General features: G+C 42.5%; 9 protein-coding genes and 1 tRNA gene. 4 read left to right on the top strand and 6 right to left on the bottom strand.

Annotation, left to right across the window (positions count from 1 at the left end):
• Nucleotides 1-8: 8 nt before the first annotated feature.
• From holA to leuS, 4 genes are all read right to left on the bottom strand, one after another.
• Nucleotides 9-1007, bottom strand: coding sequence for a DNA polymerase III subunit delta (gene holA, locus HXT52_RS02010; RefSeq protein ID WP_415700229.1), 999 nt, complete (start codon nucleotides 1005-1007; stop codon nucleotides 9-11).
• Between the two features lie 68 nt (nucleotides 1008-1075).
• The gene (locus HXT52_RS02005; protein WP_421776078.1) at nucleotides 1076-2758 is read right to left on the bottom strand and encodes a ComEC/Rec2 family competence protein; all 1683 of its coding nucleotides are present in this window, start codon (nucleotides 2756-2758) and stop codon (nucleotides 1076-1078) included.
• 7 nt (nucleotides 2759-2765) lie between these two features.
• A complete protein-coding gene (locus tag HXT52_RS02000; RefSeq protein ID WP_421776077.1) occupies nucleotides 2766-3524 on the bottom strand; it encodes a ComEA family DNA-binding protein in 759 nt (252 codons plus the stop codon).
• A 710-nt stretch (nucleotides 3525-4234) separates the two neighbouring features.
• Nucleotides 4235-7219, bottom strand: coding sequence for a leucine--tRNA ligase (gene leuS / locus HXT52_RS01995; RefSeq protein WP_421776076.1), 2985 nt, complete (start codon nucleotides 7217-7219; stop codon nucleotides 4235-4237).
• A 240-nt stretch (nucleotides 7220-7459) separates the two neighbouring features.
• On the opposite strand from leuS, the gene HXT52_RS01990 reads away from it, so the two are divergent.
• The 3 genes from HXT52_RS01990 (at nucleotide 7460) to HXT52_RS01980 (ending at nucleotide 10706) form a co-directional block, all read left to right on the top strand.
• Nucleotides 7460-7915, top strand: coding sequence for a hypothetical protein (locus HXT52_RS01990; RefSeq protein WP_004127064.1), 456 nt, complete (start codon nucleotides 7460-7462; stop codon nucleotides 7913-7915).
• Nucleotides 7916-8019: 104 nt separating this feature from the next.
• The gene (locus tag HXT52_RS01985) at nucleotides 8020-8826 is read left to right on the top strand and encodes a fructosamine kinase family protein (RefSeq protein WP_421776075.1); all 807 of its coding nucleotides are present in this window, start codon (nucleotides 8020-8022) and stop codon (nucleotides 8824-8826) included.
• Nucleotides 8827-8891: 65 nt separating this feature from the next.
• Nucleotides 8892-10706: a hypothetical protein gene (locus tag HXT52_RS01980; protein ID WP_421776074.1), complete on the top strand. Its 1815-nt coding sequence runs from the start codon at nucleotides 8892-8894 to the stop codon at nucleotides 10704-10706.
• An 8-nt stretch (nucleotides 10707-10714) separates the two neighbouring features.
• Here the strand turns inward: HXT52_RS01980 and HXT52_RS01975 are convergent, their stop codons facing one another.
• Both HXT52_RS01975 and HXT52_RS01970 read right to left on the bottom strand, forming a co-directional pair.
• Nucleotides 10715-12526, bottom strand: a complete 1812-nt coding sequence (locus tag HXT52_RS01975; protein ID WP_004135297.1) for an AMP-dependent synthetase/ligase — start codon at nucleotides 12524-12526, stop codon at nucleotides 10715-10717.
• A 133-nt stretch (nucleotides 12527-12659) separates the two neighbouring features.
• A complete protein-coding gene (locus HXT52_RS01970; protein WP_308582014.1) occupies nucleotides 12660-13274 on the bottom strand; it encodes a M23 family metallopeptidase in 615 nt (204 codons plus the stop codon).
• 205 nt (nucleotides 13275-13479) lie between these two features.
• Between HXT52_RS01970 and HXT52_RS01965 the strand changes: the two genes are divergently transcribed.
• Nucleotides 13480-13555, top strand: a tRNA-Asn gene (locus HXT52_RS01965).
• Nucleotides 13556-13744: the final 189 nt, after the last annotated feature.

Raw genomic sequence — 13744 nt, 5'->3', positions numbered from 1 at the left:
TACGCTTTTTAATTTCCTTTAGACGCAATTATCATAATGCACTTTTCAAGCGCATAATTCGCGTCGCTAGATCCGCCTTTGCACTGCTCATCCGCCCAGGCTAAAGCTTGTAAACTTTTAGAAACTCCAGCACTACTCCAGCCTGCAAGCTGACGCATTGCCATTTTAAGCGCCCACGGATTTGCTTTCGCTTCCGCACTAGAAATCGTGCCGTTACGAACTGCCATTGCAAGCGCAATTAAACGAACTTTTGAAGCCAAAGCGCCGATTAACGCTATAGGGTCAACTCCTTGCGCAACTGCAGTTCTTGCAGAAAGCACCGCAGAGCCTAAGTGACCTGTAACAGCTTTATCTGCCACAAAAAAGCCGGTAACTTGCGGATCTGCAATAAGATAGCGGTCAACAATATTAAGAGTTATTGGATTATCGTCATAGTCGAAGCATAATTGCGAGCACAATGCTGCAAGCTCGCCTGTTTTTCCACCCAAAACCGCCACAAGTCGTTGCGCAGCTTGCGGTTCAACGCTTCGATTGTGACGATCAAATATGCTCATAACAAAGTTGAGTTTTGCATCGTCTTTTTTAAGATCCGGCACTGTGATTGTTTGAGCACCAGCTTTTGTAAGACGCGTAACAATAGATTTTCCTTTAAGACCGCCTTCATGGCGAGCAATAACCCAGCTTAAAGAAGATTCGTCGAAATTATTTTCGTTATTTTGCGCTTGTTGGCAGAATTTTTCAATCGCTTCTACTAAAGACTCATCCGCACTTTGCAAATCGTTAATAATAACTATTGTTCCGTCGCCAAAAAGCGAAGGACCAACAGCTTCGTCAAACGCGTACTTATCTGCGGATGAAGCGTCAAGCTCAATAATTTCAGCATCCGGAGCATTCTTCTGTATTTTTTCTCGCAAAGTTCTAGCATTAAGATTGTTTAAGTAATCATCCCCGCCAACTACAAGAGTCACCGGCATAATACGTTGTGCGCGATTATTACTTGCTGCCATAATGCTCCTTAAACAAACTAACTTTAACCATCATAATATTCCTCTCGAATATGCGCGCGTACTTAGCACTACTCGAAGATTTGCGCGGCTTCACTTATGGTTCGCTTTGCAGAAGATGCCCATAATTGCCCGATTATGCTCATACGCTGAACGCAAGCTCGATTGCGAAAGACACGAAAAGCAAGCATAAAAACAGCAAATATTGCAACTTCTACTCCTGCCATCATCCACGCTCCAGCAGCACCCTTCATCCAAGGAAACACGCCAAAAGACGCTTCGTCACACCAATACGCGCACTTTTCCATAAAACTTGTTCCAATTGATGAAACTCTTGCAAAAACAAGCGACGCCCCAGCATTAAAACTCGCGCACACAAGCGAAATTAAGCCGAATACTGTTGCCCAATCCATAAAAGGCGCAATTATTAGGTTTGCTGGCACAGACATAAAAGAAACTTCCGGCTGCATAAGAATTTGCACTGGCATCGTCCACAATTGTGCAGCTAAAGTTATTGCGAGCGCCGAAGCGATAAAATGCGGCACATATTGCGAAAATGTTTTAGACATTGGCACTCCCATAACAACAATTCCCAAAGTTGCTGCAGAAGAAAGCGCAAAAGCATAGTCCCAAGCGTACGAAGGGTTTACTAGTAACACTCCAATAACAGTCCAACTTAGCGCGCTTGCCGACTGGTATGGTCGCTTGCAGCACCACGCAACCGCGGATATTATTCCCATAATCAGCGCCCTAAGTACAGATGCTGAAGGGTAAACTATTGCGGCTAAAGAAATCTGCAACGCAATTTGTATTGAAGAAGTAGCCCAACGCGGAAGTAGTAAATATGAGCAGCATCTGTAAATAATCATGCTAAGTAGCAAAAAGTGGCCTCCTGAAACAGCCATAACGTGCATAATTCCAGCATGCTGAAAATGCTGACGTGTCATAGTTGAATAAGTTGCGTCTATTGGATTTAGCGAATTTGTTGCTTCCGTTGGCACATACTCTTGCCCCAACATTCCAATAGTTACTCCCGGAACCAACATTCTTCCTTGAGTATCAAGGTTATTCGTTACTTCATAAAATGATTTCCACAAGCTACTAGCAGAGTTTTGCCAAAAGTTTGAGCCTTGTATAATCTGCACGTTTTGTTGCGTTTTTTGCACATGCAATTCAGGCTTATTGTCAAAACGCGAAGATTTTAAGCTAACAGGCACTCGAATACGCATACCGTAACTAATATTCCTACAAACTGGATTGTACGCGTAGAGCCTAGCATTAACGTAACTTTGAGTGTTTGCAAATTTGTAGACGCGCACATTAGCTTGACAATCTCCATTAAAACTTTTCGACGCTCTAAAAGGAGTCAACACTCTAACTTCCGCCTCTGCAATACGAGTATTCAAAGTAGATTTATAGTTAGAATAATGAATTTTAGTAAGGTTTTCTGCACGTATTTCTTGCATAATAACGTCTTTTGAAAGCACACATTGACCAAAGTATGAAATCATGCATGCTGCTAAAGAAACGTACGCTACTGCTTGAATAGTTCTGCTCCAATCATTGCATTTACGACGCATAAAAAATGCTACTAGAAAAGCGAAGGAAAATCCTATTATTGCAACTATTCCTGCGTGGATTACTCGCATTTGGCTCAACCATTTTCCTATTAGACATCCAGCCCAGTAAGCTGCAGCAACAGGAATCATTCTAAAATCTCGACTTCCAGAAACGTTTTCTACTTTTTCTCGCATAATTCACCTATTTAACTTCAACATTTCCGCGGAATTTATTCAAAGTTTTAGGACCAATGCCCTTTATTTGCAGCAAATCTTCCAAACTGTTAAAACCGCCAACTCGTTTTCTATGAGCAATAATGCGCGCAGCTGTTTTTGGGCCGATTCCTTTTAAGCTTTGCAGTTGATCCACTGTTGCAGTGTTAATATTTATGCGAAAAGTATCACTCTTATTAGAAGCAGATTTGCTTTTTCTACTTTTTCTGCTTTGACTGTTTCGACTGTTTTCAGATCTTTCACTACTTTCACTACTTTCACTACTTTCGCTACTTTCGCTACTTTCGTCACTTTCACTACTTTCGATACCGTAGTCAGATTCACCATTTTTGTTATTTTTCTTAGAATTACTATCTTCTAAATCGTCAAAAGAACGCTTTGAATAATCCGCATTGTCTTCTATTTTTTGCAATGATTCAGACTTACTATTTTGCACGCGCTGATACGTTAACGACTGCGAAATAAGCATGGTAAGACTCGCACACAATGCAACGACCAGCACGAACATAATTGCCAAAGTATGAACAGGTTTCATATGAAAGCGCGGAGAAGATTTGTTGCTTTTTAGCGCGGAGTTAAAAGAATTAAAGTTATTTTTAATATTATTTTCGATATTATTTTCGCTAAAAGCGTCGTTAGAAAATTCAGACAAAGACGAAGCGATTCGCCTATGCGGCAAGTAAGTTTTAGGCTCAGGAACCTTGCTCCCCGGCTCGTAGTATTCCATGGCATCCCCCAATTAACGCAATTCTTGCTAATACTATTGAACAAATAGCAAGTATGCGCAAGAAAAATACGCGCCTGTGGTTAAAACCTTTAACACCGAAAAAAAATGCTGTAAAGCACGAAGGAACGCTTACGCGCAAAGCGCGCTCGCTACGAAACTCGCGTTGGAAGTCCACCGGACTTCCAACTTAAGCGAGTTTCCGCTCCGAGTTGCTTTCGCGCGCTACGCTCTAAGCGCGAAAGCAGGTCGTCGCGCCTGTGGTTAAAACCTTTAACATTCTCTACTGTTCAAAGAACACTAAAATTAAAGCTCTGCTGACACCACACTAAACACAAAAACCACAAACTACCCCGCAGCTTAATTGTGTGACTTTAGTTGCACTTAGTAAACCACGCACTTGCGTAACAAACTTAACTAGTCTATGAGTTTTGTGTTGCGGTTTAATGTGTTGAGAGGCTGGAAAAATTGTGTTCAGTGCTAAAAGAGGACTGAGAAGCTACATTCTTTAAATATAGGCGAACACAATAAGCGTCTTTAGCAACCAGAGCGCCCGAAGGACGGGACGCACGCAAACACAAATTTTCCAGCCTCGTCAAAACTAAAAAACTAAATCAGTTACAAAACTCATAGACGAAACCCAAGAATAACAAAAAATGCTGTAAAGCGCGAAAGCAGGCCGTCGCGCAATACAGCATTAATTAAGCCGAATCTTACCTCTCGTCAGGCACAATAGACACAATCTTCGGAGCCTTAACAATCACCTTGCGCGGAGCCTTACCACCCAAGCGATCAGCTACAGCTTCCAAAGCGAGCTTTTCAAGCTCAGAAGCGTCAATATTTGGATCAACTTCAAGCTTTGCTCGAACCTTGCCCTTGATTTGCACAACGGCAGTAACAGTATCCTCACCAACGTAGCGAGAATCCGCAACAGGCCAATCGGCGTGAGCAATAGACTTTGTGTGTCCAAGCTTGCTCCACATTTCTTCGCAAATATGCGGAGCAATTGGAGCCAGCATAAGAATCAACGGCTCAACTGCTGCGCGAGGCACGTGAGGAAGAGAAGTTAAGTGGTTGTTCAGCACAATCAGCTTAGCGATTGCAGTGTTTGGTCGCATTGCTTCCATTTCCACAGTCACTTCGGAAATTGTGTTGTTAAGAATCTTCAACGTCTTCTCATCCAAAGCGTCGTCTGTAACCACGCAAGCGCCGGTTTCTTCGTTAACAACGTTGCGCCACAAGCGCTGCAAGAATCGCATGCCGCCAACAACGTTGCGCGTATTCCACGGACGAGATTCAGAAAGCGGACCCATGCTCATTTCGTACAAGCGGAACGTATCTGCACCGTAGTTTTCGTACATGTAGTCTGGGGTCACAATATTCTTTAAGCTCTTACCCATTTTGCCGAACTCGCGGTTCACGCTCTCGCCGTGCCACGTAAATGTTGGTTCGCCAGCGCCGTTTGAAGCGCCTTCTTCAACTTCGTCGGCCGGCACGTACTGTCCGCGCTCATCCGTGTATGCGTAAGCTTGAATCATACCCTGGTTAAACAGGCGGTGGAATGGTTCAGCAGAATCCACATAACCCAAGTCGTAAAGCGCTTTATGCCAGAACCTGGAGTAAAGCAAGTGCAAAACTGCGTGCTCTACGCCACCAACGTAAAGGTCAACGCCGCCAGAAACATGCTCTTTGCCCGGACGGTTCGTTCCCATCCAGTAGTCGTATTCGTCGCTGTCAACCATGTGCTCAGCGTCGTTTGGATCCAAGTAGCGCATGTAGTACCAGCAAGAACCAGCCCAGTTTGGCATAGTGTTGGTGTCACGATAGTAGGTTTTTACGCCGTCACCAAGGTCGAGCTGAACTTTTACCCAATCATCGTTTCGGCTCAAAGGTGCTTCAGGCTCCGAATTTGCGTCGTCTGGAGCGTAAGTTTTTGGCTGATAGTCTGGAACGTCCGGCAATGCAATCGGAAGCTCACTATCTGGCACTAGGTGAGCTACACCATCCTCGTCGTAAACGATTGGGAATGGCTCACCCCAGTAGCGCTGGCGAGAGAACAGCCAGTCGCGAAGTCGGTAAGAAACCCTACCTTTTCCTACGCCTGCAGCTTCAAGCCACGTCGTCACCTTTTTAATAGCTTCATCCACGCGCAAACCGTTAATAGACAAAGCGTCACCAAGCTTGTGCGTATGCTCTACAGAAGAGTTGATAACAATTCCGTCGTGTGAAACGAATGGAGCTTTACCTTCGTAATCTGCTAACTTTTCTTCGGAATCAGGCAAAGGCTCAACAGTGTAGATTACTGGCAAACCGAAGGCTTTTGCAAAATCGTAGTCTCGCTGGTCGCCGCCAGGAACTGCCATAATTGCTCCGGTGCCGTAATCCATAAGCACGTAGTCGGCAGTAAAGAGCGGAAGTTTTGCTCCAGTTACAGGATTGATTGCGTAAAGACCAGTGAACAAGCCGGTTTTAGCGCCCGCGTCTTCCGTGCGATCTTTTGCAGTCTTCGCGCGAGCTTGAGCTTGATACTCTGCCAAGCCTTCTTTAAGACTTGCGTAACCGCCCTTCCAGCTTTCTGGAACGCTAGCCTCCCAAGCTTCTGGAACATGCTCAAGAATTGGGTGATCTACGGAAACAACCGCAAATGTTGTGCCAAAAAGCGTGTCTGGACGAGTAGTGTACACTTCCAAATCGCGCGTTTCGCCGTCCGCACATGGCACTTCAAAGTGCACGGAAGCACCGTGAGATTCGCCTATCCAGTTTCGCTGCATAAGCTTAACTTTTTCTGGCCAATCAATAGTGTTCAAATCTTCTACCAAACGGTGTCCGTAAGCTGTAATTCGCATGGACCATTGGCGAAGATTGCGCTGGAATACTGGGAAGTTTCCGCGCTCAGACTTACCTTCTGCAGTAACTTCCTCGTTTGCAAGCACAGTTCCCAAACCTGGGCACCAGTTCACAGGAGACTTAGAAATATAAGCAATACGGAAGTCGTTCAACACATCCGCTTGCTCTACCTTGTTAAGCTCTTCCCACTTTTTGCCTGCAAAACCAGGAATTTCACGCTTACCGCTCTTAAACTCGTCAACAAGTTCGCAAATTGGTCGAGCAGAACCCTTTCCGCCGTCTTTGCGAACAAAATCAGGGTTGTACCAAGCGTCATAAAGCTTGGAGAAAATCCATTGCGTCCAACGCACATAATTCGTGTCAATCGTTGCAAAAGACCTACGATCATCAAAGCTCAAGCCCATGCGATGCAGCTGCCTGCGCATATTGGCAATATTTGCCTCGGTAGTAATGCGCGGATGCTGACCAGTTTGCACAGCATACTGTTCAGCCGGCAAACCAAAAGCGTCGTAACCCATTGCGTGAAGAACATTCTCACCCTTCATGCGATGGTAGCGGCTTACAACATCCGTTGCCAAGTATCCAAGAGGATGCCCAACGTGCAAGCCTTTACCGGAAGGATACGGGAACATGTCCATTGCAAAGAAAGAAGGACGACCGTCAGCATTCCTGCCTTCGCCATCCTTCAAATTGCCCTTAACATTAGCAGCCCAGAACGTGCCCTGCTCGTCCCAGGTTTTTTGCCAGCGCTGCTCAATATCTTGTGCGAGCTGCGCGTTGTAACGAAAAGCTGGCTCAGCAATAGTAGCTTTATTGTCAGCTGTTGCATACTGTTGATCGTTGTCGTTCATACCCTAGGACTATAGCGTCTTATGCAGTCATTATGCAACACTTTTTACAAGTTTTATTGATATTTTATTGAGAAAATATGTAGTTTTAACGTAAGTTTTCCTAATACGCGCACAAAATTAAGATTTTATGCTTATTTTGCAAAATAAATCATTACAATAGTAAATAAACTTTTTAAGCGAATAAAGATTAGAAAATTAGGTAAAATTCAATAAAACTATAAATATTAAAGAGGTTGTGAATTGAAAGTACAAAAAAATACGTTACTACTTATTGCTTGCTTAGTTTGGGGCGCTGCTGGTTTTAATATTCTTAAGATTGGCTTGTTGGCTTACCAGAATTATTTGCAACCGCTGAATTACGCTTTGTCTCTAGTTGTTTTTGCAATATTCCAATTCCTGATTTTTGGAAAACTCGTTAAAAAACATACTCAAAGAATCCTCGCATACAAAGAAAAACAATTTTTCCTCAAATTCTTTGACGTTAAATCTTTTATAATCATGGCTTTTATGATGACTTTTGGAATTGTTTTGCGCGCAACTAACATAGCTCCCGAACAGTTTATTGCAGTGTTTTACACCGGTTTGGGTTCTGCACTATTTTTAGCAGGATTGCTTTTTGGATATCAGTTTGCAAAAACATTCTGCCCTGCATTTAAACACAGCTTGTCTGATTGTGCTAATACTTCAGTAAAATAGTGAGATTGGGAATAATTTAGTTTATTCGTAAAATATTTATTAAGTGTGTAACGATAAGCCGTATATGCATAAGCTGTATATGCTAGTACGTTAAGAAGGCTGCTATGGACAATAATGTGTATAAAAAAAGCAGATTATACGCACCTGAGCGTTTTTTTGAATGCGAAGGCAAGGGTTTGCAATGGTTGCAAGAAGCCCATAAGTTTGGCGGCCCTAGAGTTGCAAAAGTGTTTGATTGGGGAAACGACTACCTTAATATTGAGCGAATTGACACTGCTTCCCCAACTCCTTTAGCTGCTTTTGAGTTCGGTGCAGCTCTTGCACACATGCACGACTATGGTGCGAAATATTTTGGTCAAGCTCCTGCAGATTATGATGGAACATGCTATTTTGGGCCTTTAAGCGACCCTGTTAATATGCCAACTGGCGAGTGGAATAACGTTATTGACTATCTTGCGGATGGGCGTTTGCGCCCTATGGTTGAGCTTGGGATTGCTCGCGGAGAGCTTACTAAAAGCGATTTGGCTCTTACGAACGAAGTTATTGACGCTCTTTACGACTTATTAGGAAAGACTGCAGAAGATAAGCCTGCGCGCGTTCACGGCGACTTGTGGAGCGGAAACGTTTTGTGGACTAAAAGCGAGGATGGAGAGCATACGGAGGCTGTGCTGATTGATCCTGCAGCCCACGGCGGGCACCGCGAAGAAGATTTAGCTATGCTTAACCTGTTTGGAATCAGCTATTTTAAGCAGATTTTGGACGGATACCAGTCTGTGCATCCACTTAAGGCAGGTTTTGAGCAGCGCATGATTATTTGGCAGCTCTACCCTATTGCAGGCCACTGCGTATTCTTTGGCGGCGGATACGTAAGCGAGTATCGAGAAATGTGCAGAAGATTATTAAATAGCTGATTTTCAGCAGTAAACAAATAAAACATTTAAAGACTTAATCGTAAAAATTACGAAAGGCCATTAGTATGATTCGTTTGCGTGTAAACACTTGGAAAAGAATTATAGTTGTGCTAACAGCACTAGTTTCAACACTATTTGTTGTTAGTGCATGCGGCACTACTTCTAAAACTTCTTCCAGTCCTAAAAACGTGCAGCAAACGTATCGCGGAAATGTTGTTATTTTCACCCCTTCAGATGGTTTAGCTTTAACAAGACACAAGCCACTAAGCACATGGGATCATCTTGTTCCAGAAATCGTTAAAGACTTAAAAAATAAGGGTTTTAACGATGATTCTATTACTACAAAAACTTCTTCTAGTCTTTCGCAGCAGAGTCAAGACGTGCAGGATTATGTTGTGAATTTGCTAACACCATTGCATTTAGAAAATCATAACAATAAAAATAAGCAAAATACTGGCAATTCAAACGAAAAAATTAAGAAGAAGCTGAGTAAAACCACTATTGTTATTGCTCCATGGACTAATAAGAACGGCAATAATAATTATGGGGATTACGCAACTTTACCTACGTCAAACAAAACAGAAGACACAAAAAATAAGCAGGGTCTTTTAGCAGGCAAAAACGATTCTGAAGACACAGACAAAAATATTCTTCTTTCTCAAAAGCGTTTAGCCTCATCTCTTCGACTTGCTCAAAAATCTGGAATGCACGTAGTTATGCTTTCGCGCTCAATTCCAGGATTTAAGCCAGATGTTCTTTTCCACCTTTCTGACGCTAGTAGCATTGGTGAAACTCAAGCAGAAACATTAGTTCAAAAACTTGCTCTCGACCGTGCTACTCGCGAAAATCCGCGCTATATTGAAGTTCTTTTGCCATGCCACAATCAGAAAAATATAAATTTGCACGCAAAAACTAATAGTGGCACAAACGGTCAAAACTCAAACGATTCAAACGGTTCAAACGATTCTGACTCAAATAATGCAGATTCTAACAGTGAAAACCAAAATTCTTCCTCAAATAATAATCAAGAATCTCAAAATAGTGGCGAAAATAGTTCAAAAGATAATGCAGATACCAGCTCCTCAACACAGTTAGAAGACGAGTTTGCAAAAGAAGCTTTTGCAGGAATGTGGAAAGTACTTAGACCATATTTCGCTTCTGGCACTCTGCTTAGCACTTCCGGAAAATTGCATGCAAATAGTAGCGAAAAAGACTGGATTAACGTTGCTTTTGACGCAGATAATTCGGATGCTGTAAAAACTGAGTTGAAGAATCGTATTACTAAAAACGATAATCTTCTAACTCCTTCGCTAATGCATGTTGACGGCATTATTGCTCTTGACGATCAAGTTGCTTTGCAAGCTTCGCAAACTTTAAGCGATTTAGGCTACGAAGGAAGCGCTGCAGACATAAATCCTTCGTTTACTTTGCCGAATGTTATTGGAAACTTCATTGGTAAAAGAAATCTTATTAAGCGCCCTGTTCCTTCTCCTAAAAACAGCTCCAATAAGAACGCAAAAGACGCGCAAATTAGCAAGGAACAGTCCGAAGATGCTAACGATGCTGCTAACGCAAAAAAATGGCCTGCAATAACCGGCTACGGAGCATACAAGAATATTATGCCAAATATTGTAAGCGGCAAGCAGTGGATGACAACTATTGAGCATCAGGCACAGATTAGTAAAGATATTACAGAAATGTGCGATTCGTTAAATAGCACCGGAAATCTTTCTACAAAGATTGCAACAAAACAATCGACAATTGAGCCTGGAATTACGGTTCCAACTGTTTATGAACAGCTGATAGCAGTTAGTGCAACGAATTTGAAGGCTCGCCTAATAGACCCGGGCTACATTTCCCTAGCTGATGCAGGATTGTAAAGTTACACTTAGTGCTTTCGAGGAGCGTAAATAACGCGCTCAATAAGCTCGTGGTAACGCTCAACAACTGCCTGACGTTTAGCTTTTAAGCTTGGCGTAAGCAGACCGTTATCTTGCGTAAAAGCGTCCGGCACTATTTCAAACTTGCGAATAGACTCCGCTCTAGAAACAAGCAAATTAGCTTTAGTGACGGCACGCTCAACTTCTGCACGTACAATTCCGTTTACTGACGCTTCTTTAAGCGAGCGCACTTTGCACGCTCCTCTGGAAGCAAGCCAAGAATTTACTTCCGCCAAATCAAGCGCAATAAGCGCCGCAACAAATGGCTTTCTGTCTCCAATAACAACCGCTTGAGAAACAATTGGAGAAGACATTAACGAAGCTTCTAACGCGTTTGGAGATAAATTCTTTCCGCCAGCCGTAATAATAAGATCTTTCTTTCTTCCGGTAATACGCACAAAACCGTCATCATCTAAAGAACCAAAGTCACCCGTATGCAACCAGCCGTTTACAATTTGTTGACGAGTAAGCTCCGGATTATTATGATACCCTTTGCATACTGCTGGGCTTTTAATACACAGCTCACCATCATCCGCAATTGCAACAGACACGCCTTTTACCGGCAAACCAACAGTTCCAATACGGTATCCGGTTGTAGGATTCACCATAGCCGGAGCACAAGTTTCAGTCATTCCGTAACCTTCAAGCAAAGGCAAACCGATGCCGTTAAAGAAGTGCGCAATAGACATATCGAGAGGAGCGCCTCCGGAAATAGCGTACGAAACAGAACCGCCAAAGACTTGCAAAAGTGGCTTATAAACTAATTTTTTGCATAATGCGTGGCTTAAAGCAAGCATAGGCGGAACCATCGCTTTAGACTGCTGAGAATAAGACCATTGACGCGCAACTTTTGCCGCATAAGCAAAAACAAAACCTTTAACTCCCCTGCCAGCTTTTTGCGAAGCAGCGTTATAGATTTTTTCAAAAATACGAGGAACGCCAAGAATAAAAGTCGGCTTAAACGTTTGAAAATCAGACAAAACTGTTTTCAAATTGCTCGTTAAACCAAGAGTAACGTTTCCAGCAAAGCAGAAGAATTGCATAAATCTTGCGAACACGTGAGCAAGAGGCAAAAACAGCATTAAGCGAGGATTACCTTTTAAGGCAATATCTGGCATAGAAACAACGCCTGACTTTGCAATAAAAGCAAAATTACTATGCGTAAGCTCAATTCCTTTAGGCTCGCCTGTTGAACCGGAAGTGTAGACAATTGTTGCTAAATCACTTCCGCAAACCGCGTGAACTCGCTCGTAAAACTCCGAATCAGTTACAGTTTTACCGTACTCAATAAAAGCATCAAGCGCTCCACGGTTTATAACATAAACGTCGTGAAGAGTAGAGCAATCATCCTTAACAGCTTCTATTTTTGGAAGCATATCGGCAGACTCAACGAATATTGAGCAAACTTTAGAATCCTCAACAATATGCTGTATTTGAATAGATGAGCTAGTTTCATAAATTGGCACGGTTAAAGCGCCAATAGACATAATAGCCATGTCAAGAACCGTCCACTGCCATGAGGTATGCGCAATAATCGAAATAGAATCCCCCGGCATAACTCCGCGCGCAATAAAACCTTTAGCAACAGCAACTACCATATCTCGAAATTCTTTAGCAGAATAAGACTTCCACGAACCTAAAGAATCAACATATTCAATTAACGAATCATTCGCGCAGCGAGAAACTCGATCTTCTAGCAGAGAAAAAATATTAACATCTGTATCAATAGCTTCATCAAGTGGACGAGAATATTCTTGCATATGCGCTCCTGTGTTGCATAATCGATATTAATCTTTACTATACGCTGTTCACACCCTCACACTATGGCAATATCTACAAGATTGACGCAGATTTTGTTCAGTTTTCTACAAATATGAATATTAATTATGCTATTTAGTCGACTGGCTTAAGAACGATTTTTTTGCGAGCAGTCATACTTGCAGGGTTTACGTAAGTGCGATTCTTTCGTTTTAGACCCCATTGCACGCAACGATTTGCGCAATGATCCGAACCGCCTTCAACATGAGCAAATTTTTGCCCCTGCTTTACAAACACTCCAACAGTAAGATTTGTTACTGCAGGTTCAAAAGTAGAAGTAAGCTCACCATGCCTAATTGTTACAACAGACTTTCGCGCAACTTTACCAACAAAACTAATAACACCATCTGCAGGAGCATAAAGAGGAGTTCCTTTTGAGGCTGCTAAATCCACACCGCGATGGCCAGCCATCCAAGGCTTAGGCGGCGGATTAAAAGCTTTTACAATGCGAGGAGGCTTTACCGGCCACTTCATAGTAGATTTGCACGTTTCTTCACTATAAGAACTTTTAGCAAGAGCGCACGTTTTACAGCATGCGCCTAAAGATTTAGAAGCGTAGTATTTAGCAGGGTTATTTTGCTGCATTTCATATTGCGAAAACAGTGCATCTAATAAAATAATTGAGATTATAAAAATCCCAAAGCAGGCAGCTATTCGACAATACAATTCATAATTTTTGCGAATACACATATATCCCCCATCAATATTTTTATAAAACGTCTTTTATAAAAGTTTTGCAGCTAATTTGCCAAAATCATAAGCTTTTAAAGCATTGTGGATAAAACATATGCTTATAATCACTATTTCGACACGCCAAAACACGCCATATTTGCATCTTCAAAAATTCCGTGTAATATAAATGTCTTGTGCGCGGCAGTAAGCCTGCACAAAATATTCCTGCGTAGCTCAGTTGGCAGAGCGTTCGACTGTTAATCGAATGGTCGCTGGTTCAAGCCCAGCCGCAGGAGCCATCAAGCCACTGGAAGTCCAGTGGCTTTTTTGTTTTTAAGAACACGAGAATACCCCGCGAATTGCTAATTAGGCTTAAGGCAACGCCCTCAAATATCAACAAGACATACGCCCAACAAAGTGGCTAACTTAAAAGCTTTGTCGTAAAATAGATACAAATGTGTCATCAGAAGATACGCATTGGGCAATCA

The organism is Gardnerella sp. KA00288 (genome assembly GCF_049244085.1).
In the GTDB taxonomy this organism is placed as follows: domain Bacteria; phylum Actinomycetota; class Actinomycetes; order Actinomycetales; family Bifidobacteriaceae; genus Bifidobacterium; species Bifidobacterium greenwoodii.
Note: the sequence above shows the minus strand (reverse complement) of the source record. Positions and strands in the feature narration are given on the sequence as shown.